The 25,138-nt window shown below is 42.2% G+C and carries 26 protein-coding genes; 20 read left to right on the forward strand and 6 right to left on the reverse strand.

Annotated features, from left to right (window positions below; genetic code table 11):
* Positions 1-627: 627 nt before the first annotated feature.
* From NSTC745_RS33100 to NSTC745_RS33110, 3 genes are all read left to right on the forward strand, one after another.
* The gene (locus NSTC745_RS33100; RefSeq protein ID WP_445634814.1) at positions 628-1,125 is read left to right on the forward strand and encodes an LptA/OstA family protein; all 498 of its coding nucleotides are present in this window, start codon (positions 628-630) and stop codon (positions 1,123-1,125) included.
* A gap of 27 nt (positions 1,126-1,152) precedes the next feature.
* Positions 1,153-1,881, forward strand: coding sequence for an LPS export ABC transporter ATP-binding protein (gene lptB / locus NSTC745_RS33105; protein WP_445634815.1), 729 nt, complete (start codon positions 1,153-1,155; stop codon positions 1,879-1,881).
* Positions 1,882-2,294: 413 nt separating this feature from the next.
* A complete protein-coding gene (locus NSTC745_RS33110) occupies positions 2,295-3,410 on the forward strand; it encodes an LptF/LptG family permease (RefSeq protein WP_445638741.1) in 1,116 nt (371 codons plus the stop codon).
* 148 nt (positions 3,411-3,558) lie between these two features.
* Here the strand turns inward: NSTC745_RS33110 and NSTC745_RS33115 are convergent, their stop codons facing one another.
* The gene (locus tag NSTC745_RS33115; RefSeq protein ID WP_445634816.1) at positions 3,559-4,179 is read right to left on the reverse strand and encodes a CP12 domain-containing protein; all 621 of its coding nucleotides are present in this window, start codon (positions 4,177-4,179) and stop codon (positions 3,559-3,561) included.
* 273 nt (positions 4,180-4,452) lie between these two features.
* Here NSTC745_RS33115 and bchD point away from each other — a divergent pair, with 273 nt between their 5' ends.
* Positions 4,453-6,480 (forward strand): magnesium chelatase ATPase subunit D, encoded by a 2,028-nt coding sequence (bchD, locus tag NSTC745_RS33120; RefSeq protein WP_445634817.1) that lies wholly within the window; start codon positions 4,453-4,455, stop codon positions 6,478-6,480.
* A 146-nt stretch (positions 6,481-6,626) separates the two neighbouring features.
* On the opposite strand, the gene NSTC745_RS33125 is transcribed toward bchD, so the two are convergent.
* Complete coding sequence (locus tag NSTC745_RS33125) at positions 6,627-7,412, reverse strand: RNA polymerase sigma factor SigF (protein WP_096537712.1); 786 nt, start codon at positions 7,410-7,412, stop codon at positions 6,627-6,629.
* Positions 7,413-8,004: 592 nt separating this feature from the next.
* Between NSTC745_RS33125 and NSTC745_RS33130 the strand changes: the two genes are divergently transcribed.
* The 9 genes from NSTC745_RS33130 (at position 8,005) to NSTC745_RS33170 (ending at position 14,321) form a co-directional block, all read left to right on the forward strand.
* Positions 8,005-8,733 (forward strand): Bax inhibitor-1/YccA family protein, encoded by a 729-nt coding sequence (locus NSTC745_RS33130; protein ID WP_445634818.1) that lies wholly within the window; start codon positions 8,005-8,007, stop codon positions 8,731-8,733.
* Positions 8,734-8,971: 238 nt separating this feature from the next.
* Positions 8,972-9,442: a PCRF domain-containing protein gene (locus tag NSTC745_RS33135; RefSeq protein WP_445638742.1), complete on the forward strand. Its 471-nt coding sequence runs from the start codon at positions 8,972-8,974 to the stop codon at positions 9,440-9,442.
* Between the two features lie 33 nt (positions 9,443-9,475).
* Positions 9,476-9,988 carry a peptide chain release factor-like protein gene (locus tag NSTC745_RS33140; protein WP_445634819.1) on the forward strand — a complete coding sequence of 171 codons (513 nt, stop codon included), beginning with the start codon at positions 9,476-9,478 and terminating at the stop codon, positions 9,986-9,988.
* 137 nt (positions 9,989-10,125) lie between these two features.
* Positions 10,126-11,248, forward strand: a protein-coding gene (gene prfB / locus NSTC745_RS33145; RefSeq protein ID WP_445634820.1) for a peptide chain release factor 2 whose coding sequence is annotated in 2 segments (ribosomal slippage) — positions 10,126-10,197 and positions 10,199-11,248 — 1,122 coding nt in all. Because the reading frame shifts where the segments join, the coding sequence is not laid out codon by codon here.
* Between the two features lie 174 nt (positions 11,249-11,422).
* Entirely contained in the window at positions 11,423-11,575 is a 153-nt protein-coding gene (locus NSTC745_RS33150; RefSeq protein ID WP_096539501.1) for a DUF3285 domain-containing protein, read from the forward strand.
* A gap of 38 nt (positions 11,576-11,613) precedes the next feature.
* Entirely contained in the window at positions 11,614-12,141 is a 528-nt protein-coding gene (gene ybeY, locus NSTC745_RS33155) for an rRNA maturation RNase YbeY (RefSeq protein WP_445638743.1), read from the forward strand.
* Between the two features lie 150 nt (positions 12,142-12,291).
* Positions 12,292-12,747: a diacylglycerol kinase family protein gene (locus NSTC745_RS33160; protein ID WP_445634821.1), complete on the forward strand. Its 456-nt coding sequence runs from the start codon at positions 12,292-12,294 to the stop codon at positions 12,745-12,747.
* 203 nt (positions 12,748-12,950) lie between these two features.
* Complete coding sequence (locus tag NSTC745_RS33165; protein ID WP_445638744.1) at positions 12,951-13,550, forward strand: anthranilate synthase component II; 600 nt, start codon at positions 12,951-12,953, stop codon at positions 13,548-13,550.
* Between the two features lie 3 nt (positions 13,551-13,553).
* Positions 13,554-14,321 carry an MBL fold metallo-hydrolase gene (locus NSTC745_RS33170; protein WP_445634822.1) on the forward strand — a complete coding sequence of 256 codons (768 nt, stop codon included), beginning with the start codon at positions 13,554-13,556 and terminating at the stop codon, positions 14,319-14,321.
* 123 nt (positions 14,322-14,444) lie between these two features.
* Here NSTC745_RS33170 and NSTC745_RS33175 read toward each other — a convergent pair whose 3' ends face one another.
* Positions 14,445-15,677, reverse strand: a complete 1,233-nt coding sequence (locus tag NSTC745_RS33175; RefSeq protein ID WP_445634823.1) for an FG-GAP repeat domain-containing protein — start codon at positions 15,675-15,677, stop codon at positions 14,445-14,447.
* Positions 15,678-16,200: 523 nt separating this feature from the next.
* Here NSTC745_RS33175 and NSTC745_RS33180 point away from each other — a divergent pair.
* Complete coding sequence (locus NSTC745_RS33180) at positions 16,201-17,511, forward strand: aminopeptidase P N-terminal domain-containing protein (RefSeq protein ID WP_445634824.1); 1,311 nt, start codon at positions 16,201-16,203, stop codon at positions 17,509-17,511.
* 228 nt (positions 17,512-17,739) lie between these two features.
* Positions 17,740-18,816 carry a hypothetical protein gene (locus NSTC745_RS33185; protein ID WP_445634825.1) on the forward strand — a complete coding sequence of 359 codons (1,077 nt, stop codon included), beginning with the start codon at positions 17,740-17,742 and terminating at the stop codon, positions 18,814-18,816.
* Between the two features lie 110 nt (positions 18,817-18,926).
* On the opposite strand, the gene NSTC745_RS33190 is transcribed toward NSTC745_RS33185, so the two are convergent.
* Complete coding sequence (locus NSTC745_RS33190) at positions 18,927-19,472, reverse strand: hypothetical protein (RefSeq protein ID WP_445634826.1); 546 nt, start codon at positions 19,470-19,472, stop codon at positions 18,927-18,929.
* A gap of 154 nt (positions 19,473-19,626) precedes the next feature.
* A complete protein-coding gene (locus NSTC745_RS33195) occupies positions 19,627-20,085 on the reverse strand; it encodes an NUDIX hydrolase (protein ID WP_445634827.1) in 459 nt (152 codons plus the stop codon).
* 270 nt (positions 20,086-20,355) lie between these two features.
* On the opposite strand from NSTC745_RS33195, the gene dndE reads away from it, so the two are divergent.
* Complete coding sequence (dndE, locus tag NSTC745_RS33200) at positions 20,356-20,742, forward strand: DNA sulfur modification protein DndE (RefSeq protein ID WP_445634828.1); 387 nt, start codon at positions 20,356-20,358, stop codon at positions 20,740-20,742.
* Positions 20,743-20,860: 118 nt separating this feature from the next.
* Here dndE and NSTC745_RS33205 read toward each other — a convergent pair whose 3' ends face one another.
* Positions 20,861-20,986 (reverse strand): hypothetical protein, encoded by a 126-nt coding sequence (locus NSTC745_RS33205; RefSeq protein ID WP_445634829.1) that lies wholly within the window; start codon positions 20,984-20,986, stop codon positions 20,861-20,863.
* Between the two features lie 377 nt (positions 20,987-21,363).
* Here NSTC745_RS33205 and NSTC745_RS33210 point away from each other — a divergent pair, with 377 nt between their 5' ends.
* The 4 genes from NSTC745_RS33210 to NSTC745_RS33225 all read left to right on the forward strand — a co-directional run bounded on the left by NSTC745_RS33210 (position 21,364) and on the right by NSTC745_RS33225 (position 25,129).
* Positions 21,364-22,815: a DNA phosphorothioation-associated putative methyltransferase gene (locus NSTC745_RS33210; RefSeq protein WP_445634830.1), complete on the forward strand. Its 1,452-nt coding sequence runs from the start codon at positions 21,364-21,366 to the stop codon at positions 22,813-22,815.
* Positions 22,816-22,995: 180 nt separating this feature from the next.
* Positions 22,996-24,288, forward strand: a complete 1,293-nt coding sequence (locus NSTC745_RS33215; RefSeq protein ID WP_445634831.1) for an AmpG family muropeptide MFS transporter — start codon at positions 22,996-22,998, stop codon at positions 24,286-24,288.
* Positions 24,273-24,689 carry an ABC transporter permease gene (locus tag NSTC745_RS33220; RefSeq protein WP_445634832.1) on the forward strand — a complete coding sequence of 139 codons (417 nt, stop codon included), beginning with the start codon at positions 24,273-24,275 and terminating at the stop codon, positions 24,687-24,689. The genes NSTC745_RS33215 and NSTC745_RS33220 overlap by 16 nt, the downstream gene beginning before the upstream one ends.
* Positions 24,690-24,940: 251 nt before the next feature.
* Positions 24,941-25,129, forward strand: coding sequence for a hypothetical protein (locus tag NSTC745_RS33225; RefSeq protein ID WP_096537698.1), 189 nt, complete (start codon positions 24,941-24,943; stop codon positions 25,127-25,129).
* Positions 25,130-25,138 lie beyond the last annotated feature (9 nt).

Here is a 25,138-nt window from a genome sequence, read left to right on the forward strand (position 1 = left end):
TAAGAATAAAAAGCGTCTGGGGTGGAAACACGGCAACACTCCCGGACGCTTTTTAATTTGTATAAAACCTAAATGGTGTGCCTTACTTTCCTTCAAATCTGCTGTTTGTTGGCTTTTGTGTAAAATCGCGGTACAGATAGAACATGACAAAAGTAACGCTAATAACAGCAAAAGATTTAATTTTTTAATAGCCGATTTTGAAATCGATGTTTGAGTATGAATCTTGGCATTCTAAGTTTTTAGCTTAAAATTCCGAGTTTTGAACTTGTTTGGTTCCCATTGATATGGTGTCAAGGTAAAGGGCAGAGGGTTTCCTAATTTTGCACAGGTGTACGGTGTGGCGAAAAAACCTAAGACCGTTATATTAAGCTGTAGTGGATTTTAGAGCAGTTCTTAGCTACCTTAGGACATAAACTGATGTGAAACCCGACACAAATAGCCTTAAAAGTCTGTTCCCTGTTACCTATTGCCTGCTATATATAAAATTTTCTGAAACCTTGAGGTTGGGGGTAGCGTCACTATTTCAGCCATTAGTTATCGCGATCGCTCCAGATTGTACGTTTCATTTCTGGATAGAGTACTTGAGATAATTAAAACACAAGCCCAAACTCTCAACCCCAAATCGCAATGATGCCCTGCTATAAATTGCCCATATCTCAGATACGTCGTATTGGATTAGCCTTATTGATGCCAGCTTTTCTCTTAGGAAATTTTGCTGTCCCGAACCAACTGCAAACCGCTACTGCACAAACATCAGGAGAAAATCGCCCTCTGACTATCCGTGCTGATGTGCAAGAATATGACGCCAAAACTCAAGTAATCACGGCTCGTGGCAATGTGCAAATGTTCTATCCTTCTCGGCAGCTTCAGGCAACGGCCGCCCAAGCACAGTACTTTAGTAAAGAACGCCGCATTGACTTTAGCGGCAACGTCTATATTTTGCAACAGGGAGGTAACAGTATCCGGGCAGAGAAGGTAACCTATTTAATTGATGAAGGGCGATTTGTCGCCTTACCCCAAGCCAACCGTCAGGTAGAGTCCATCTACATGGTGGAGGAATCAAATAATAATGGCCAAACTGCCACACCTGCGCCACAAACACCTCAATTTAAGCGTTCTAATTAGCATCTACTACTAAGAAAGGCTGCAACAATGAAAATTGTTTTAGAGAATATTCACAAATCTTACAACAAGCGAGTAATTGTCAATCGCGTCAACCTTTCTGTCGCTCAAGGCGAAGTCGTTGGTTTATTAGGCCCCAATGGGGCTGGTAAAACGACGACTTTTTACATTGCTACAGGTTTAGAAAAACCCAATCAAGGAAAAGTCTGGCTAGGTAATCTCGACATTACAGGAATGCCAATGCATAAAAGGGCACGATTGGGTATTGGCTATCTAGCACAAGAACCAAGTGTTTTTCGCCAGCTCTCGGTACAAGATAATATTCTATTAGTGCTAGAGCAAACTAATGTGCCACGATGGGAGTGGTCAAAGCGATTAACAACTTTACTGCGGGAGTTCCGGTTGGAAAAATTAGCTAATAGCAAGGGAATTCAACTTTCTGGTGGCGAACGACGCCGCACGGAATTAGCAAGGTCTTTGGCTGCTGGACGAGAAGGGCCAAAGTTTTTATTTTTGGACGAACCATTTGCGGGAGTCGATCCTATAGCAGTCTCAGAAATTCAGCAAATTGTAGCTCAATTGCGCGATCGCGGTATGGGTATTTTAATTACAGATCATAATGTCCGCGAAACCCTCGCCATCACCGATCGCGGTTATATCATGCGTGAGGGACAAATTCTTGCTTTTGGGACTTCTGACGAACTCTACAACAACCCCCTCGTGCGCCAATATTACTTAGGCGATAGCTTTCAGGTGTAAATTCAGAATTCAGAATTCAGAATTCACCAATTCAAGAGTGAAAATCTTTCTATTTAGCTTTCAGATTAAGATGCCGTACTTCATTTAATTACAAACTACTGTATTTAGTTAATAATTTAAAAGAATAGTTCATCTTTTATTTTTCAGCATGAATTTATTCGTTAATTTCTAGCTATGGAGAATTTATTTGTAAGACCAAAAACAGTATACACCAGCTAAATATAGTACAGGATATAGACAGACATTTTCAAACCAGATTATGAAACCCTTTTTACTCCTGAATTCTGACTCCTGACTCCTACTGTATACTTTGCTTTACCAGGGTTGCCAATATTTAACTTTTGAAGTTGCTTATGATATCAAAGAAACTCACGTCGTTCTACAGCCTACATTCGCTGCTGCCTTTTACGATTATGGATCGTTATCTTGCCAGCGAATTGTTGCCACCGTTTTTCTTTGGTGTCGGAGCTTTCTCTTCAATCGGCGTTACCATTGATGCTGTATTCGATCTAGTTAGAAAAGTCGTCGAATCTGGATTACCTGTAGGCATTGCCATTCAAGTTTTTTTATTAAAGTTTCCCAACTTTATCGTTTTAGCCTTCCCCATGTCCACACTGCTGGCTACTTTGATGACCTACAGTCGTCTTTCCAGCGAGAGCGAACTAATAGCCTTGCGTGGTTGTGGGGTGAGTGTCTATCGTATGGTGCTAACTGGTGTGATGTTAAGCCTTCTGGTCACAGGGATGACATTTGTGTTTAACGAACAAATCGCACCAGCAGCAAATTACCAAGCGGCTATGACTCTAGATCGAGCGCTCAAATCAGACAAGCCTACTTTTAAACAGCAAAATATTTTTTATCCTGAATACCAGGATGTTGTCCAGGCAGATGGTTCTAGGATGAGGATGTTGACACGCTTGTTTTACGCCGACCAATTTGATGGTAAGCGTATGTCAGGTTTGACAATTATAGATCGTTCAACCAAAGGTCTCAATCAAATTGTGGTATCAGAATCGGCCCAGTGGAATGCTTCTCAAAATGTCTGGGATTTTTATAACGGCACAATCTATTTTGTTGCTGCCGATCGCTCTTATCGCAACATTGTCAGATTTGAACAACAACAACTGCAACTACCCCGCACGCCATTAAATTTGGCAGAAAAAAGCCGGGACTACGATGAAATGAATATTGCCGAAGGGTTCGATCAATTAGAAGTCGAACGCCTCGGTGGCGATCGCCAAAAAATTCGCAAACTCGAAGTTAGGATTCAACAAAAAATCTCCTTGCCCTTTGTGTGCGTAGTTTTTGGCTTAGTCGGCGCCGCAATGGGAAGCATACCCCAGCGCACCGGCAGAGGCACCAGTTTTGGAATTAGCGTTATAGTTATTTTTTCCTACTACTTACTTTTCTTTATAAGTGGTGCGATCGCACAAGCAGGCGTCCTCTCTCCCTTTATGGGCGCTTGGTTACCCAACTTCGTTTTTTTAGGAATAGGTATGTTTTTATTGATGCGAGTCGCTAAACGATAAATTGAGGAAGATGGTGAGATGGGGAAGTGTGGGGAGTGTGGGGAGAGAGGGGGGAAGATTTCTTCCCTATCCTCCCACACCTCCCACCCCTCCCACACTTCCTGCTTGCCCCATGCCCCATGCCCAATCCCCCATACTCTCGCCTCAATCACGGATGATAATTTCGACATTCTGGCGCATTTGGATTTTCCTTACAATATTTCTCAAAACTAACTTTAGCTGACACCATACCCTCAGCTTTTTGATGAGCCGCTTCTGCTTGGAGTTCTTCTACCTCATCCCAAGCAGCTGCACACGCCTTAGAATAAGCACCTTGTTCGGTACAAATAGCACGAGCCTGTTCGATAGCTTTTTGAATTCTCTCCTCCAAAAGTAGCACTTTTGGGGCTTCCACAAAATCGCTTTTCGTCAAAATGTCGGTAATTGAGATAATCCCCAACAGCTTACCTTGAATCACAGGCGCTCTATGAATACCAGTATTAGCAAATAACCTTGCTACATATTCCACGCCCAAATCGGGGTTTACCACAATGCAAGGCTTACTCATAATTTCGTAAACCCGCACTTCCTTGGGATCTTTACCGTAGGCTATTACCTTATAGACAACATCTGTTTCTGTGACAATACCGTATGCATCATTGTCATAGCGACGATCCACAACCAGCGCCCGCAATCTTTTTTCTTTCATCAGCCCCACCGCTTGGGCAACAGTCGCCGAACCGCGAATGGTAACTACGTTTTTGGTCATGATATCTTCAGCTTTCATCATTGCTGTAGTCTCCTGGAAAATAGTACAGTGCGGCAAAGTGCCCTCAGAAGCGTATCGAAGCATTGCAGCGCACAGTTTGTTAACTAGTAAAGTGAAAAGCTTGAATTTTTGCCCAGCTACAACAATAAACTTAGAGCAATTGTCAATTCCTGATGTTATCGAATGTGACCAATGCCTAAAAAGTCAGCATCAATTGAGATATTCCCATAAGATTTATTTTAAATGTACGAGAAATTGATATGCTAAAGGCCGAGACTAGCAATTATTCAAATCATGCCTGCGCCCACTATAAACCCTACTATCACTGCCTTTCCTTTAACAGCCGTAGTCGGTCAAGAAGCGATTAAGTTAGCCTTGCTGTTAGCAGCCGTAGATCCGGGATTGGGAGGAGTGGCGATCGCAGGTCGTCGCGGTACGGCAAAATCTGTAATGGCTCGTGCTATCCACGCACTAGTACCACCCATTGAAGTAGTTAAAGGTTCCATCAGCAATTGCGACCCCAATCGCCCAGAAGAATGGGACGATCTGCTTTTGCTAGAGTATGCAGATAAAGATATTCAACATGTTCCCACTGAAATCATCCCCGCACCCTTTGTCCAAATTCCTTTGGGCGTAACAGAAGACCGACTTCTCGGTTCTGTGGATGTAGAACAATCCGTAAAGCAAGGCGATACAATTTTTCAGCCCGGTTTACTTGCCAGTGCAAATCGCGGCGTCTTGTATGTCGATGAAATCAATTTATTAGATGACCAAATATCAAATCAGCTACTGACAGTATTATCCGAGGGACGCAACCAAATTGAGCGCGAGGGAATTAGTTTTCAGCATCCTTGCAAACCGCTGTTTATTGCTACTTACAACCCAGAAGAGGGAGCATTAAGGGAACATTTACTAGATAGAATTGCGATCGCTCTTTCTGCTGACGGTGTACTGGGCTTAGATCAAAGAGTAGCAGCAGTAGAGCAAGCGATCGCCTACTCCCAATCTCCCAAAGACTTTCTTTTGCAGTATAGCGAAGACTTAGACGCCCTGAAAACCCAAATTATTCTGGCGCGGGAATGGCTCAAGGATGTCTGCATTACCCACGAACAAATCGCCTACCTAGTGAATGAAGCAATTCGCGGTGGAGTTCAGGGACATCGCGCCGAATTATTTGCTGTGCGAGTTGCCAAGGCAGCCGCAGCTTTGGAGGGACGCACAACAGTAAATGCCGAAGATTTGCGCCGTGCTGTGGAGTTGGTAATTGTACCACGTGCAACAGTGGTGCAGACACCGCCACCAGAACAAGCGCCACCACCACCACCACCGCCACCGCCACCTGAAAATCAAGAAGAACCAGACGAGTCAGAACAGGAAGAACAAGAAGAACAGGAAGAAGAACAACAGCAAGAACCCCCCAGTATCCCTGAAGAATTCATCTTCGATCCAGAAGGGGTAATTTTGGATGATAGCGTGCTTTATTTTACCCAAATGGCCAAGCGACAGGGTAAATCTGGTAGCCGCAGCGTCATCTTTTCCGATGACCGGGGACGCTACATTAAGCCAATGCTGCCCAAAGGCAAAGTGCGACGCATTGCCGTAGATGCCACCCTCAGATCGGCTGCTCCGTATCAAAAAGCACGCAAAGAACGACACCCAGACAGAAAAGTAATTGTCGAACAGGGTGACATTCGCTCGAAACGGTTGGTACGTAAAGCCGGGGCGTTAGTAGTGTTTGTAGTAGATGCTTCTGGCTCAATGGCCTTAAATCGGATGCAGTCGGCGAAAGGCGCAGTGATGCAACTTTTGACAGAAGCTTATCAAAACCGCGACCAAATAGCCTTGATTCCCTTCCGAGGAGAACAAGCGGAAGTATTATTACCGCCAACACGTTCCATTGCCTTGGCGCGTAACCGCTTAGAAAGATTACCCTGTGGTGGGGGTTCACCCTTAGCGCATGGTTTAACCCAAGCTGTGCGCGTCGGCTTAAATGCCCAGATGAGTGGAGATATTGGGCAAGTAGTACTTGTAGCAATCACCGACGGGCGGGGTAATATTCCCTTAGCGCGTTCTTTAGGCGAACAGTTAGAACCAGGAGAAAAGCCAGATATCAAAGGGGAATTGATAGAAATTGCTGCGAGAATTCGTGGTTTGGGGATGCAACTCTTAGTGATTGATACGGAGAGTAAGTTTGTTTCCACTGGGTTTGCTAAGGAATTAGCGCAAACAGCAGCAGGTAAGTATTATCATTTACCCAAAGCGACAGATAAAGCTATTGCTGCCATGACTAAAGGTGCGATCGCTGATTTAAAATCTCGATAATTAGTCATTAGTCATTTGTCAGTTGCTTTTCTACTAATACCAATCTAAAAAATGAATGGGACAGATGGATTCACGAAGCTCTTTAAGAGAAATAAATTATCAATCCAAAATCCAAAATGGTATAACTACTGACTATTGACTAATAACTACGACCCAGTGGGCATAACTTGTGGTTGTAAATAGCAAATTAAATCTTGAATTCCCTTTTGCAGATACCGGGTTACTGTCATCGGACTAGTGCCGATATTCTTAGCAGCATCCTTGCGAGAAAGTTCCTTCAAAAATACCATTTCAACTGCCATCCTGGGCTTTTCTTCTAACATATTGATTGCCCCTTGGAGTTGTTGCCGTTCTTCGTCTAGTTGTTGTTGGGCAGTAGAACGAGGGCAAGGAAGTGCTTCACCCAAGGTGATTTGGCAATCAACATAGTTAACTGCGGTCGCATCTAAACTTAAAGGCAAACGGTTTTGGGCAGCTAACTTGGTTTCTTGCCACTCTTGCAGAGATACCCGGAGTTCTTTAGCAATTTCAGCATCCTTGGGGGCACGACCCAAAGACATGGCCAATTCTTTGCGAACCTTTTGTCCTTCGTTGTAGAGTTCTTGCCAACGACGAGGAATCTTTAATAGAGTACTGCGATCGCGTAGAAAATGCAGCATTTCACCGCGAATATATGGTACAGCAAAAGAACTAAAAGCATATCCTTGACTGGGGTCAAAACGTTCAATTGCTCTAATTAAACCAAAATAACCAATTTGTTCTAAATCTTCATAAGGTTCATTACATTGATGGCTAAATTTATGAGCCATCTTCCGCACTAAGCCAGTATGTAATTGTACAAGTTTATTACGAAGTTTAATAGATGGATTCTGGTGGTACAAGTGCAATAATTCTATACCATCAGTTCGTAGAGAGGACTCACTTGCTGCCATATAAATTCCTTTGTTGTAACTCCTATTTCTGACAAAATGGAGTTGCGTATATCTTATTCAAGGCTGTAATTATTTTCGTTAGCCAAGGCTGAATAAGCCATCGTCGTTTCACTGAACTTATCAGGGGCCACACTCCACAATTCAGTAGATGTACGCATGATTTTGCGGCTCTATCTCTGGCTGCTGATTTTTATTTGCCAGGTAACAATTGAATCGTCAGTAATCCTTAGCTTTTGTTAAAAAACTAGCTATTTATGCTGAAAGATGCATCAGTTAACCAATATTCATCTGTCATACTGAGTTCAATGCGGATCGGTACTAGATTAATCCTGAGAGAAACTGGGCAATCTAATTTTTTTAGTTAGGTATGGATGGATCTTGTCAATCAATATACGAATTAATTTGTCTGGTATTTGTGCAGTGATTCCAGCTTTTGGCAAGACACTTGACGCTGATATAACCTTCAAAATTGCACAACTGTGCCAGAAATGCCTAAGCGTAATAGTTGGCACAAAGCCAATTTACCTTGGCTGTTAGCCGTAAATATTGGTAACAATGGAGTAAATAGGACATTTGACTGAAAAAACTCACTATGAGCAATACCAGCAACTTTCGTCAAGCTTTTCGTGAAGCTAAAACTCAAGCCCTTATCGGCCCAAATGTAATTGCCAAAGCCCTTCCTTACGTCGGTGGTGGTCTTGTACTAACCGCATTGGGGACATACGGCGGTTTGGGAGTTATCCGTAGTAACCCCCAACTGTTTTTTCCCACTTTCATCGGTGCAGTCATTGTAGAGTTAATTCTGTTCTTTGTTGCCCAAAATGTTGCCGAAAAAGGTAACAAGGGGCTTGCATTGCCCTTGTTGGCAACCTACAGCCTCTTATCTGGGTATACCCTCAGTGGCTTGGTGTTTGTCGCTTTGGGACAAAAAGGTGTTGGCATTCAAGGCATTGGTTTGGCTGCACTCAGTTGTGGCATCACATTTATTGCCGCCCGTCAAATAGGTTCAAATTTATCCGAACAAGACGGTATGGCTTTAACGAAAACCATCAATATTGGCGTTATCGCCTTGGTGGTTGTATGCTTTGCCCAATTCGGACTTGCTATGTTTGGTGTTTACACGCCAAATTGGTTAGAAATCGCTATTTCCGGTTTAGGAGTGTTCCTTTTTGTTGGGGCATCTGTTGTCGATTTCTACATCTTGCCGCGTGCTTATAGCGATGACCAGTATCTGCCTGTAGCTTTGTCGATGTACCTTACTTACATCAATTTGTTTGTCTTTATCCTGCGGTTGCTAATTGCCATAAATGGCCGCGATTAATTGCCTGTAGGTACTAGTGCAGAAGTAAACTTTTATAAAGTAAAAACTGTGGTTGCTGAAAATTTAACCACAGTTTTTTTTGATCTGTTTGCCAGTAAAATATATAGAGAAGTTCAGATTCAAGTGAGCAAAAGTATGCTCGAACTCTTAAATATAAAAAGTGAAGTAGAAAGGTTGTCGAATATCTTGGGCAAAACAGAGGACTGTCTTTGACCTGCGATATTTAACTGCAAGAAGAATTTACAACCTAAATCAGCTAATCGCTACAGTATTTTGGGAAAATCCAACTACTGCTGATCAGACATATAAAAAAATCGAATACCTTGCATGTAGAAGGCAGGAACAATATCAGCGATCGCTCTCTATCTTACAAGATATCGAGGCTGCCATAGAACTTTTGAAATCATCAGTTGACGAACAATTACTGCAAGAGATTCAAATTAACTTAACTCAACTCCAGCAAGAAATCGAAACACCAGAAATAAGGCAGTTATTGTCTAATCCTTACAATTCATACGGAGCATTAGTAACTATTACTACTAAAGTTGGTGACATAGAAACCCAAAATTGGGCATCTATGTTGTTCCGAATGTACTATTTGTGGGGATTAAGTCACTTACATCAGGTATGTTCGCTAGATATTAATGATACGGATAAAGGGAGCATTAGTTATGCCCTAGAAATTACAGGGCGTTATGCTTATGGCTGACTAAAATCGGAACAAGGAACTCATACAAAAATCGTGCGGATTTCTCCTGTTCATGGCAATGGTAGGAGATATACTTACCAAGCCACTGTAGAAGTCAGCCCAATTCTGGATAAATCTGTGGACTTTGAAATTCCTGAAAAAGATTTGGAAGTTACTGTGCCACGCTCCCAAGGCAGTGTCAACCGCCCACAAACATGGGTGCGGGTGTTTCACATTCCTAGCGGAATTAGTGTATTTTGCGACCAAGAGCGGCGTCAGATAGAAAACAAAGAGAAAGCCTTGGCTATTCTCAAGAGTAAACTGTTGGCGATGTCTACGACGTGCTACGCCTACGCTCTAGCTCAAGGTGTCCCGCTTAACAAAATTCAACCCCGACAAATAGAATCTTTATCCAAAAAGCTCATCCGCGAATATACTTTACATCCTTACCAAAAAGTAAAGGATCTGCGTACCAAATTTGAAACAACTGCTGTGACAGATGTTTTAGACGGTGAGATCGATTTGTTTCTCAAAACTTCCATACAACAGCAAAGAAGCTCTGGTTAGTTTCAAGTAATTTTTGTCACTTATATTCAGCCGTGCCAAGAGAATTTGCCCAACTACAGCTAAAATCAATAAAGATGAGTAAAATAAAGAGCAATTTCCCAATCCAAAGCGCTCTATTCGTAGATTCAGCAAGCACTATGGAAGTTTTAGAACTAAAACGCGAAATCGAAACGTTGTCTAACCGCCTGGGTAAAACCCAGGACTATCTTTGACGTACCTGCACTGACAGCTAAAATTCAAGACCTAGAACAAATATCTGCTCAGCCAGAATTTTGGAATGACCAAACCCAAGCCCAACAAACGCTACAAGAACTCAACGACCTGAAAGCCCACCTTGAGCAATACGAAAAGTGGCACGCCAATCTGGAAGATACTAAGGCAGTTGTTGAGTTGTTGGAGTTAGAAACCGACGAAGCACTGTTGCAAGAAGCGGAATCTACCATCACTAAACTTAATCGCGACCTCGACCAGTGGGAGTTACAACAGTTACTTTCCGGCCCATACGATGCTGAGGGTGCTGTACTGACAATTACTGCTGGTGCTGGTGGCACAGATGCCCAAGACTGGGCATTTATGTTGATGCGGATGTACACCCGTTGGGGCGAAGCTCACGGTTACAAGGTAACTTTAGCTGAAGAGTCGGAGGGTGATGAAGCCGGAATTAAATCGGCAACCTTAGAAATTACTGGTCGCTATGCTTATGGTTACTTGCGTTCAGAAATGGGTACACATCGCTTAGTGCGAATTTCCCCCTTCAATGCCAACGGCAAGCGGCAAACTAGTTTTGCAGGGGTGGAAGTCATGCCCCAAATCGATAATTCTGTGCAGTTGGATATTCCAGAGAAGGATTTGGAAATCACTACAACTCGTTCTGGTGGTAAAGGCGGGCAAAACGTCAACAAAGTAGAAACTGCGGTGCGAATTGTTCACCTTCCGACCGGAATTGCCGTGCGTTGTACAGAAGAACGATCGCAGCTGCAAAATAAAGAAAAAGCCCTCGCCCGACTCAAGGCGAAGCTACTCGTCATTGCCCAAGAACAACGCGCCCAAGAAATTGCCCAAATTCGTGGCGATATGGTGGAAGCCTCCTGGGGTAACCAAATCCGTAACTATGTGTTTCATCCTTACCAAATGGTGAAAGATTTACGCACAAATACGGAAACAACAGGGATTACAGATGTGATGAATGGCGAACTTGATACATTCATCCAAGCTTATCTGCGCCAAGAAAATAAACTAGTAGAAAATACTCCTGCATAAATGATTGAGTATTAGTTACAGGTACTAAGTAATTATTTTTACCGTTACTTAGTACCTATTGCTTTTTTAGTATTTTGAGATTGGAGCGATGGGCTACGCCCCGCCTTTGGCGATCGCAATCCCATAGCAAACCCAACTGTTACAGTTATAGAAGAATCGGCGATCGAACTAACTATGAGTAATCCTTCATCAGAACCTCAACCCAGCTACGTAAAACTCGCCATGCGAAATATGGTGCGTAAGGGTGGAACTTCCCTGAAACATTTTGCGTTAACAACTATAGGACTTTTAGCCGTCCTTATTGGTCTTGCCTATCTAACTCACTAACAAAAAACCGCGAACTCAGACTAGGAGACTGTGTGGCTCTGGGAGTTGAATTGTATGTAGAAGATTATTTTTACGAGTTGTCCCTGACAAACTCGGTAAATCTTGGCGAAACCTATGCCCGAATTACTCCTGAAACTTGGGAGAACTGGTTTAATAACTGGTTAGAAATACTTCAGGCTGATATTCCACCAGCACCAGGTTATGAAATTGGGCTGCGTTTGACGGATGACTCGCAAATTCAAGAACTCAATGCCCAATATCGTCAACAAAATAAGCCCACAGATGTTTTAGCTTTTGCTGCTTTAGAGGTAGATTTTCCTCACAGCGAAGAAATGCTTGCTTCTGTACCACTATATTTAGGCGATATTATTGTGTCTGTGGATACCGCACAACGTCAAGCCCAACAGCAGAGACATAGTTTAATAACCGAGATGGCCTGGTTAACTGCTCACGGTTTATTGCATCTGTTGGGATGGGATCATCCTGACGAAGAAAGTTTGGAACGAATGTTAGAACAGCAAGTAAAATTGCTGAAGGCAATAGGTATTGCTATTGACAAAGAATAGCATAATTAGTCACGCCTTAGTGTTAATTTTGGGTAATACTTTTATAATACCTCTATGGAAAATTGCTGAAATATAGACTCAAAGTTAATTACGCTATAAATATCGGCCAAAATTCCCACTGTAGTAACTGTGTTTTTTATATTTAAGTCTATGTCCCAAAAAATTTCTTCACCACCAACGTCTACCTCGTTACAAAAAATTGTGACCAACGAACGGGAATTTTCGTGGAAGGTTGCTTCTAATTTATTTATTAGTTTTAAGTATGCCTGGGCTGGAATTACGTATAGTTTTCAAACTCAACGTAATTTTCGGATTCACACCAGTGTTTGTGCAATGGCGATCGCTTTAAGCGTATATTTACATCTGCGACCAGTAGAAATAGCAGTTATTGGTATCACTAGTGGTTTAGTTTTGGCATTAGAGTTACTCAATACAGCGATCGAGTCCGTTGTAGACTTAACAGTTAAGCAGACTTACCACGAACTGGCAAAAGTCGCCAAAGATTGTGCTGCTGGTGCAGTTCTAGTTTCAGCTTTGGTAGCTGTGCTGGTAGCTGCTACATTGTTGCTTCCTCCTCTGGTAGCGTTAATTATATCGAGTTTGTAAATGTGATTTGCGTGGGCTAGCAAACAGCGCAGCCATCGCCAAGTGATTCTTAAGAATTCAAAATTCCAAATTAAATGATGGGATTATGGCAAGCATCTTAGTAACTAGCTAGATGGTTTGTTAGCTAACTGCTCGTCTGTCTACATCTCTGAGCTATGACAGTTTTATATCTGTCACTTGCAACCTATAATTTTTACCTAGTTATGTTAATAGTCATCGATAATTACGATAGTTTTACATATAATTTGGTGCAGTATCTGGGAGAATTGGCAGCAGAGTTCCCAGTGGCAGCTGATATTAGAGTTTTTCGTAACGACAAAATATCTATAGATGAGATTCTGGCATTAAAGCCCCAAGCCGTGGTTATTTCTCCTGGGCCTGGTCGCCCAGAAGATGCTGGTATTTCCCTAGAATTGATTGAACGACTAGGACAAGAATTACCAATTTTGGGTGTTTGTTTAGGGCATCAAAGTATCGGTCAAGTGTTCGGTGGTAAAATAGTTTCTGCTCCAGAATTGATGCATGGTAAAACCTCTCTGGTGACTCACACTGGGGTGGGGGTTTTCCAAGGATTAGAAAATCCGCTCACCGCCACCAGGTATCATAGTTTAGTCATCGATCGCGAGACTTGCCCTGATGTGTTGGAAATCACCGCTTGGGTTGACGATGGCACAATTATGGGAGTGCGACACCGGAACTATCCTCAGATTCAGGGCGTCCAGTTTCACCCAGAGAGTGTCCTGACATCATCAGGAAAACAGTTACTGCGAAACTTTCTCCAACAGTTACAGTCGAGAGCTTAATTAATGAAACGACGACAGTTGATGGGTTATGCTGGGGCGGGATTGGTCACAGCTTCAGTTACTACCTTAGGTTCCCACCTGCGAGCTAACGCACAATCTAGCGGTTTATCAGTTAAGTGGTTGGGTCATACTTGCTTTCTTTTTGAAGGTAGCAGTGCAAGAATTCTCGTCAATCCATTTCGGGCGATCGGCTGTACTGCTGGGTATCGCGTGCCAAAAGTTGCAGCGGATTTAGTATTAATTAGCAGCCAACTGCTGGATGAAGGTGCTGTAGACACACTCCCAGCCAATGCAAAGCTGATCTATGAACCAGGGGTTTATGAATTCAAAGGTATTAAGTTCCAAGGAATCGCTACAGACCACGATCGCAAAGGTGGTAAACAGTTTGGCTCCAATACAGCTTGGAGTTGGAAACAAGGCGGAATTAATATCCTCCACTTAGGCGGAGCTGCTGCACCCATTTCCATTGAGCAAAAAATTCTCATGGGTCGCCCTGACGTGCTATTTATTCCAGTTGGCGGCAGCGCAAAAGCCTACAATGCTCAAGAAGCAAAGCAGGCCGTTGAAGTATTAAATCCCAAGTTAGTAATTCCCACGCATTACCGAACACAAGCCGCCGATGCTGCTGCCTGTGACATTTCGCCACTCGATGATTTTCTGGCCTTAATGCAAGGAGTAACAGTGCGGCGTAGCAGTGGAGATACTATTTCCATTAATCCTAAAGATTTGCCGGAAAGCAGCGTAGTTCAGGTTTTGAGTTACAAATTTTGATGAACCAGGATTGGGTACTGGGGACTGGGGAGATGAGGGGGATGAGGGACAATAATAACTCCTAACTCCTCACTCTCCACTCCTAACTCCTAACTCCTGAATTCTGAATTCTGAATTCTAATTTTAGAACGTATACCACTCTGGGGTCAGCCTATCTGCTTCGCCGATGGGAGTTTCAACGGCGGTTGTGCCATCGATAGTCCAAATGTTGTCTGCACCTGCTGCTTGATCGCGCCAGTAGATATCAGTCTTGCCATCACCGTTGTAATCGCCGAGGGATGGTGTTAGAGATGCACTATTGCTCGGTAGGAAGGCTTGAGTGGCAATGTTTGTACCATCCATCAACCAAGCTGTGTTCTCACCTGTGGTTCCATTCCGCCAGAAGATATCGGTCTTACCATCACCGTTGAAATCACCGATTTGAGAAGTCCAAGATGAGTCATATGTTCCCAAAGCACCTTCTGTAACTACGATGCCTCTCATCACCCAAACCTTACTTTCACCTGTTTGAGTGTTTCTCCAGAGCAAGTCTGTGGCTAAGTCGCCATTGAAATCGCCAACTTGATAAGTCCAGCCTGGATCTTGTGATTGCAAGCTAAACTCAGTCTTTTGGGCACCATCCATAAACCAAACGCTGTTCTCACCAGTTGTCTGATTCCGCCAGAAGATATCGCTCTTGCCGTTGGCATCGAAATCAACAATGGTAGCAGTTAAGGCTGGGTCAGTGGTGTCTAAAACAGTTGCATTCACAACATTTGTGCCATCCATCTCCCAAATAGCGTTCTCACCGGTTTGGTTATTGTGCCAGAAGATATCAGTTTTGCGATCGCCATTGAAATCGCCAATTTGAGAAGTCCACGCTGGATCGACGTTGGTGAGAGCTGCTGCACTAGCAACTCTGGTTCCGTCCATTAAGACGATGCTGTTTTCGCCGGTTGTCTTATTGCGTAATAAGAAGTCGGTTTTGTTGTCAGCGTTGAAATCACCAATTTTGTAATCATAGGCTGATAGATCGAATTGACCTAAAGAACCCTGCTCAACAATTCTTGTTCCATCCATCAGGCGAACGATAATTTCACCAGTTTGAGTATTGACCCAAACTTTATCTGTTTTGCCATCACCGTTGAAATCAGGAACGATCGCCGCACTGGTTAAGTAAGGATTTGGATTGGGATTTGCTGACACCACCGCAGATTCTTGTGGTTGAGAATAACTGCTACTGCCAAAAAATGAACCAGATTTTAGAGTATTTGAATTATCAAGACCAGATGCTAATAATGCTTGCGATTTTTGGAAAGATTCTGATGCCAATTGAGACGTATTCAAAGACAAGTCTGAGGAACTTTTTCCAAACATGATGTTTTTTTATCATTGGTTGTTATCTGTTTTTAACTTTTTCGAGCGATGGTTTTCTGTAATCAAAGAACATTTACCAGGCTTTCAATATTTCTTTATAACTATTGTTTTTTGCTTAATGTCAGTCTTTAAAAACAAATTATTTTTGGTTTTAAATCATTTATCCAAAAATTTCAAGTGCTATATAAACAGTTAGCAAAACGATTTTGTTTGTGATGATTTATAGACAAAACTATGTTATGTTCCGCTAATAATCGCTGTTAAATGTTAACTGTTAACAGTCAACACTGATATTTCTCAAAACTCAAATAGATTGCCATATAGCTTATTGATTTTTTCGCTGATTCAGCTTGGTATCAAAATCTTCCAATTTCTCAATTTTGAATGCTTATGTTTTATAACTTGAGTGGAAACAAATATTGGTTAGAATAACTAAGATTAGCAACTAGCGAGAAGCATCATCTGTGCATCCTCTGGTTGTCAAAAGTGTAAAATAATACGATAGTTTACAAATAAATCAACTATGCAAACAGAATATCGGCAACGTCGCGAGCAGTTAATGGCAAAAATTGGTAATGGCACAGCCATTTTTCGCAGTGCGCCAATGGCAGTGATGCACAACGATGTTGAGTATGTTTATCGTCAAGATAGTGATTTTTTTTACTTAACTGGATTTAACGAACCACAGGCCGTTGCAGTGTTAGCGCCTCATCATGCAGAACATCGGTTTGTGCTGTTTGTGCAACCCAAAGATCGGGAAAAGGAAGTATGGAGTGGTTATCGCTGTGGAATAGATGCAGCGAAGGAAATTTATGGTGCTGATGAAGCGTACCCGATTCACGAATTAGATGAAAAATTGCCACAGTATTTAGAAAAAGCCGATCGCATTTATTATCACTTAGGACGCGATCGCGCTTTTAATGACAAAATCTTAGGGCATTACCAACGGTTACTACAAACCTATCCCAAACGCGGTACGGGGCCTGTGGCCATTGAAGATACCGGGACTATTATCCACAGCATGAGACTGATCAAAAGCGAAGCCGAGTTGGAGTTAATGCGCCAAGCAGCAGCGATCGCTATTGAAGCACACAATCACGCCCAAGAAATCACAGCACCCGGACGTTATGAGTACGAAATTCAGGCGGAAATCGAACGCATCTTTCGAGTGCGGGGTGGAATGGGCCCGGCTTATCCTTCCATTGTGGCTTCCGGTGTGAATGCTTGCGTATTGCACTACATTGAGAATGAACGGCAAATGCAGGATGGAGAATTACTATTAATTGATGCCGGTTGTGCTTATGGTTATTACAACTCCGATATTACGCGCACATTTCCAGTGGGAGGGAAATTTACACCAGAACAAAAGACATTATATGAGATTGTTTTGGAGGCACAAAAACAAGCGATCGCTCAAGTGCAACCAGGTAATTCATTCAAATCTGTTCATGATACAGCAGTGCGCGTCTTGACTGAAGGTTTAGTTGAACTTGGCATTCTTCAAGGCGAAATTGACAAATTAATTGAAGAAGATAAATACAAACCGTATTATATGCACCGCACCAGCCATTGGTTAGGTTTAGATGTGCATGACGTAGGAGTTTATCAGCATGGTGAAGATAAACCACAAATTTTACAACCAGGTCAAATTTTGACAGTGGAACCAGGACTTTATATTGTCCCAGATACCAAATTAGCAGAAGACCAACCAGAAACTCACCCTCGCTGGATTGGAATTGGTATTCGCATTGAAGATGATGTCTTAGTTACATCTAATGGACATGAGGTGTTAACTGCGGGAGTTCCTAAGGAAGTGGATGAAGTGGAAAGATAAAAATGAGGCAGAATTCAGAATTCAGGAGTTAAAAGATTTAAAAAATGAGGATTCGATACCTGCTTGATTTTTTTAAAATAATCAAGTTTGGCTATCTAAGCCCGAACGATTTTGAATTCTAAGTTCTGAATTATAACCACCAAATTAACATTTGAGGCACACTTTTCGTGTTGGGAGCAATTAAAGAAACTGATACAATTTTCGATTAGTTATTAGTTATTTATTAAGATGAATAATGAAGTAATTTCTGACATTAGCCAGATAACTCTTGATTGGTTAAATTCGGTACTAATCGACAGCAAAGCACTGGTAAATGGAAGAGTCGAAGATTTTGCGATCGCAGTTTCAAATAGTGCAAATGCGCGTATTGCAAAAATCCAGCTTCAGTATAGCTTAGGAACAACAGGCACATTACCAACATCGCTGTTCCTGAAAATGTGTGCAGGCGATGGTAGCATTTTTGGAGTATCTGAAGTCAATTATTATATGCGAGATTATATTCATCTTAGGAATCCACCGATACCAACTTGCTACCATGCAGCCTACGCAGAAAATCCTCGTCGCTATCATCTTCTCTTAGAAGACCTATCTGCAACTCATCAGCTTAATTACCAAATCAAGCCAACACTTCCCTACGGATGCGCCGTTGCTCAAGCCTTAGCCAGACTACATGCACATTTGTGGGGAACCGAAAAATTAAAAACTATCGGCGCTAGTATTCCCAGCAAAACGGAAATTGAACGATACGTAAATCATGTGCAACCTGGATTATTACCAATGTTAGAGGAGGTTGGCACTGAGATTGATGGCTTATGGCCATCGGCACTTATGGATGTTTTCCAGTACCATCCTGCTAAAATGATTGAACGTACAAAAAATGTATCTGGCTTTACATTAATTCATGGTGATGTCAATCCCGGCAATATTCTGTTTCCTTTGAATGGTACTGGTAAAACCTATCTAATCGATCGCCAACCGTTTGACTGGTCATTGACTACCTGGTTAGGAGTCAGCGATATTGCATATATGATGGTGCATTGGTGGGACTCAGATTTACGTCGCCAATGGGAAATTCCCATATTACGTGAGTATTATGCATGTCTCCTTCGCAATGGCGTATCAGGCTATGATTGGGAACAATTAATTGAAGACTATAAACTAACTGCCGTTCAAAGCCTGTACGTTTCTACAGAGTGGTGTGTGTTGGAAGAAGACCGTCGCAAAATGAAATGGTTGTGGTTCCCACAATTGCAGAAGTCGATGGCAGCCTTCTTTGACTTAAAATGTTCTGAATTATGGATATGAGCAGGCAACAGGTAATACGCAATAGGCTAAAAAATCCCTTGATGTCCGGGTTTTGCGATCGGTTTATGCCCTAATTTAGTTGGCAACTGCGATACTAACAATCTCTCAAATCAACTACATCCCTCCACATATTCAACCTCCGGTAATTTACCTGAGCGAAACTGAGTCACCCGCTTGCCATCAGTCTCAAATACTACACGATAATTTTCGTCAGATTGGTCTTTTGGTACAAATGTCAGGTAGTGGCCGCCTGAGACATAGTTATGAGGAGTGACTTTAATTTGTCCTGGATACAGTGATTTAATCCGTGCTTCAGTGTCACCAATTTTTGCACCTTTTAAGGTAGTAATTTTGCTATCTCTCCAGACATCAACCCTAGAAATACGACCTTCTGTGACCATGAACCCGACATTTTTAGGGTCCCATTCCGGTTTTACGTAGTAGCAATATTTATTCGGTGGGTCGCCAACTAGCCGGGTACCAGCAGCTTTGCTGGCTTGAGAGACGGTCATTCCAACTCGTACCTGTCCAATACCATTGGTGAACAATTTAGATTGATTGCTAAGTTTTGTCTGTGCTATGACTGCTCCTACAGTCACAGATGAAAGAGCAAAAGTTAAGGTAGCAAGAGTCAATAATTTAGCTTTACTATTCATTTGCTGCAAATAAAAATTAGTAGATATTAAATACAACAGCCATGTTACCAATTTCGGATTTTTATTTGCTTAATTACAAAAATTAGGCTACAGATTACTACTTCATTCAAGTGGGTGAGGCGAACGCAATTTTTAATTGATATAATTTGCTTCTTTACTCAATGGTAACTTTTTTTATCTTGCAAGTAAGCTTAGGTAAAAAGTAACCCTGACCAACAGCTAAATCTAAAGCTGAGCCGTCCAACTTCAACCAATAAAAATCAAAAGCTATAGATTTTTCGTTAGTACTTGAATACATTTCCCAATGTCGCCAAGTAGATGGTGTAGGCTCAGTCAGTTCAAGGTGATAAACATAACGTTCTTGAATTTCTTGGCGATAAGGAGACATGTTGTATTGATAAATACCCAATAGCTCAATAAGACGAACTCCTTTAATACCAGATTCTTGATAAATTTCTCGCACTACAGCTTCAGATGGATCTTCGCTTTCTTCAACTGTACCAGCAGGTACTTGGACGCCGGCTTCCGGAAAGTCAGTATGCACAAACACCATTAATTCATCTTTGTTAGTAACATAGGCAATTACTTTTTTTGTTGTAGATTTAGTAGACATATTTTTTCTTTCAAAAGCCTAAATTATTGATTGTTAAAACTCAGGTATCATGGTTAAACAAAAACGGCTATTCAGTAATATTATGCTATATCATTAAATTTAAATATTAAACAATTAATATAGATACACAAAGAAAAAGCGAAAATAAAAATCTAGAAAAACTAATTAAAAATGAAAATTAGTAAACAAAATAACCTAATATAAGAAAACTTAAGTCATACTCCTAGTTTTGCAGACGGTATGATTCATGTATCACTATTTATAAACACTATGGAATCGCCAATCGAAAGAATTAAACTTTCCCAAACAGCCAAAGACCAACTCCTTAAACTCAGACGCAGCACCAAAATTGACCAATGGAATATCCTCTGCCGTTGGGCATTTTGTCGTTCCCTCGCAGAACCAACTCCACCCTCCCCCGTACCAATTCCCCAAGATAGCAACGTCGAAATGACTTGGCGCATCTTTGGCGGCGAAATGTCTGATATTCTCCTCCTCGCCCTCAAGCAACGCTGTCACAATGATGGCTATCCTATTGACAAAGAAACCCTCGCCACCCAATTCCGCCTGCATTTGCATCGCGGTATCGGTTACTTAGCAGGCGATCAAAATATCAAGAAAATTGAAGATTTAATTCAATTGGCAATGAAAGATTGAAAGAATATGAGTTAATAATTGACTTTTACCGCACTTTTTAGGTATTCTGAAAACTGGAATTGCTATTGACCAAAATGGCGATTTTCTTCGATAAAGTCTTCGATCGCATCTTTGGCTTCTAGAAACTTGCACCTGTTTCTTGACGATATAGCTTGATGGCTTCAATCTTATTTTTCGGATCGATCGCTATTGCTTTGATTCGCTCTGAAAGACGAGATGGAACCTCAATTTCTAATCGTTCCATAATCAATTTTAAATAAATTTTTGTTCGATATGTGTTGTGCTCAATTCGTTTAATCCTAGCCTCAATGTTAAAGAGACTAATAACTGCAACCATTATCAAAAAAGAGAATATCGTAATTTCCCATCCCATGATTAACCTCTATATTTTTTAGCAGCAGGAGTCATAAGTTTTCCATCCAAATATTAAGTTATCCTACGCGGATAAATATCTTAATCGATCTATCAAGTTAACATTGCTACCATATCGGGCAACAAATAACGCTCCCGAACTCCAACAGATTGCAACTAAGTGGCGTACAAATTCTTGTAATGACTAACGGTCGTCGCTAACCGCGTGCTTCATTTACCTGAAAAGTGCTGTAACTGTTAACTGATATTATGCCTGAAGCTTTAGAAATTGAGCGTCATAGAGCTGCGATCCCTCGCACTGACATCTCCCGCCCTGTACGATTAGCAATAGAATGGGCAATTCTGCATCAAGACACCACTTTTTTTGACTACGGTTGCGGCTACGGTGGTGATGTGCGGCGAGTAGCAAACTTAGGCTACACCAGCGCAGGCTGGGACCCTTACTACTATCCCGATGTTCCACGTACCCCCGCCGATGTTGTCAATTTGGGGTACGTCCTCAACGTCATCGAAGATGCAGAGGAACGCGGTCAAAGCCTCATTCAAGCTTGGGAACTCACCCAGCAAGTTTTAATTGTCGCAGCTCAAGTTCTAGTTAATGCTCCCAGTAAAACTCAGCTGGCTTACAATGATGGCATTGTAACCCGCCGCAACACTTTTCAGAAATATTACGAACAAGAGGAACTCAAAACTTACATCGATGAAGTCCTCAATGTGGATGCAGTGCCTGTAGCGTTGGGTGTGTACTTTGTTTTTCGAGATGAAGCCCAAAAAGAAAGTTACAAGGCTATCCGCTTCTTTTCTACTTCTTCTACACCACGAGTCCGCATCCCTACCAAGCGGTTTGAAGATTACCAAGAACAGCTGCAACCACTCATGGCTTTTTTTACCAAGCGGGGTAGACTGCCTGTAAAAGGCGAATTGGAAAACGAACAAGAATTACTGAAAGAATTTGGTAACTTCCGCCGTGCCTTTGGCGTAATTTTGCAAGCTACTGACGAAGCAGAATGGGATGCGATCGCCTATCGTCGCTCTCTAGATATCCAAGTATATCTCGCCCTCACTCACTTCGATCGCCGCCCTGCATGGCAGAAGCTATCGCCACAAATGCGTCACGACATCAAAGCTTTTTTTAGTAGCTACGAAGAAGCTTGCCAAGTCGCCGACCAAAAGCTTTTCAGCTTAGGCAAACCTGGGGTGATTCAAACTGCTTGCGAAAAGAGCAAAATTGGTAAACGTACCCGCGGCGCCCTTTACGTCCATGTTTCGGCACTTGCAGCACTCGATTCTTTACTGCGAATTTACGAAGGTTGCGCTAGCCGCACCATTGGCCGTGTAGATGGAGCCACATTGATAAAATATCACATTGAACAACCGCAAATATCCTATCTTTTTTACCCAGAATTTGATACTGACCCTCATCCAGCTTTACAAGCCAGTATAGGTATTGACTTAAAAACCTTAGCTGTGACTCACCGAGAATATAAAACTAGAGCAAATCCGCCGATTTTGCATCGTAAAGAAACATTTGTTACTACCACATACCCGCGTTACGAAGAATTTGCTAAACTCACTCAACAAGAAGAAGAATTAGGATTGCTCAAAGCCAAAAGCGATATCGGTACTCGTGAAGGTTGGGAAAAATGCCTCGCCGCCCACAAAGTAGAAATCAGAGGGCATCAGGTTTATAAAACAGAATAAAATTTATTTATCGCTTTTAAAAATTTGGAATTGCTAGCCAAATCAAAACTACACTACAACTGCATTCGCAGCATTTTTATCTATCGCATTAGGTTTAACTGCCTTATTGTCTTTTAACTAAACTCCAATTACCATAGCTGAGATTTACTCAAAAGAGGCAAGAGGCAAAAAGTTGAAAACATGAGGAAAATTGAATCGCTGCTGCAAGTTTTCGGTAGTCGCAAGATGGCGGCTTTGTTATTTTTAGGTTTTGCATCAGGTTTACCGTTATTGTTAATCGGTAATACTTTGAAAGCTTGGATGACCGTAGAAAAGGTAGATTTAGCCGCTATTGGTTGGTTTAGCCTCGCAGGGTTGCCTTATTCCTTGAAGTTTCTGTGGTCGCCGTTAGTAGACAGGTTCAGCCTACCAGTTTTGGGACGGCGGCGGGGTTGGTTAATTTTGACACAGGTTGGCTTGATTGTAGCGATCGCCATCATGGCTTTTCAACAACCCAAACAAGCATTACAGCTTTTAGCCATCAACGCCATAGTCATTGCTTTTATCAGTGCAACTCAAGATATCGCCGCTGATGCTTACCGGACCGATATTTTGGAGAAATTAGAAATGGGGGCTGGTGCAGCGGTTTTTATCTTAGGTTATCGCATTGCCTTGTTAGTCGCAGGTGCTTTAGCCTTGATACTTGCTGATAAAATGCCTTGGTCATCAGTTTACTTATTGATGGCAGGAGTAATGTCGATTGGTATTTTTGCCACCTTGTTAGCACCAGAACCTAGAGAAATTAGCCCTCCTGCTTCCTTAGCTGATGCTGTAATTTTGCCTTTTGGTGAATTTTTTCAGCGTCAAGGTATCTTATACGCTATTTTAATTCTTGTGTTCATTACCCTATATAAACTGGGCGATGCTTTGTTGAGCAATATGACCACGCCCTTTTTGCTGCAAACAGGTTTTACCAAAACCGATATTGGGGCAATTCAAGTTGGCATGGGATTGATTGCTACGATTGTCGGCGCCCTGGCAGGTGGTTCGATTTTGAGTGCTATAGGCATCAATCGATCGCTTTGGGTTTTTGGTATTCTACAAGCAGTAAGTAATTTAGCCTACTTTTTTCTAGCATACATCGGTAAAAACTACCAAGCTATGGTAATTGCCATCAACATAGAACAATTTTGTGGTGGATTGGGGACAGCAGCCTTTGTTGCCTTTTTGATGAGTCTTTGTAACCAGCGGTTTTCCGCAACTCAGTATGCTTTGCTTTCCAGCTTAATGGCTGTTAGCCGGGATATTCTCGCAGCCCCTGGAGGTGCGATCGCTCAAAGCACAGGTTGGCCTATATTTTTCTTAATAACCATCGCCGCCGCTATCCCCGGACTACTTTTATTGCCAGTATTTGCCCCTTGGAACCCTCAGCCAGCGGCAGTATCCAGACCAGGACTTGAGGACGAAGAAGAGGATATATGGGGAATCAAGTAGTTATTGCTGTCGGTACATTCATCCTCTTGCTTACTGGTTTATTACTTGGGTATGTTCTCTCACAGTTAGTTCTAGGATTTTTAGCGTTTAACCTTCTAACTTTTTTCGGAACACTCAGCCTAATTTTAATTTTTGGTACCCTTTATTACGTTTTATTTTGGCAACTGCGGAGAGAGCAGTCTCGGTCGTCACCATCATCACTAAATCGCCCAATACCAAACCAAGCAGAAGAGGATCTATCTGATAGCTATCTCAAAAACAGATTAATTGCCAGGTTATCCGGCGATACCGCCGCTGCCGAAAGGTTAATTGAACAGGCAAGAGAAACTTATCCTGGAATGCCGGAAAATTGGTATTGCGAAAGAGTGCTTGATGACTTGGAGGGCGATCGGCAATCTTAGTGGGGCATGGGGAGCAGGGGAGCAGGGGAAGTGTGGGGAGTGTGGGGAGTGTGGGGAGTGTGGGGAGTGTGGGGGGAGAAAGACAATTTATCCCTCTCTGTCCTCCCACACCTCCCACACCTCCCGCCCTTCCCACACTTCCTGCTTGCCCCATTCCCCATTCCCAAAAAATCGCTAAAATAAACAAGAATAATTTACAAATCTTCAGCTAGATTCTCATAAAAATTTGTAGCTTTCTTTGCAATTAAAATATGGCTATTTTTCGTCAATACATCGCTCCACTGCTTGTAGTTTTGGTATTTGTCTTTGCCCTGGTGGCAGTCAGCGCCCGCATATTTTTACCTTCTGATATGGCAGCACCAGCACCAATTGAAGAGGTAGGGATAAGTTCTCAACCAACTCCCGCTGACTTACCACCAGCGCATAAGTCAGCTAGCTAAGTTAATAAA

Source organism: Nostoc sp. DSM 114161, assembly GCF_052692665.1.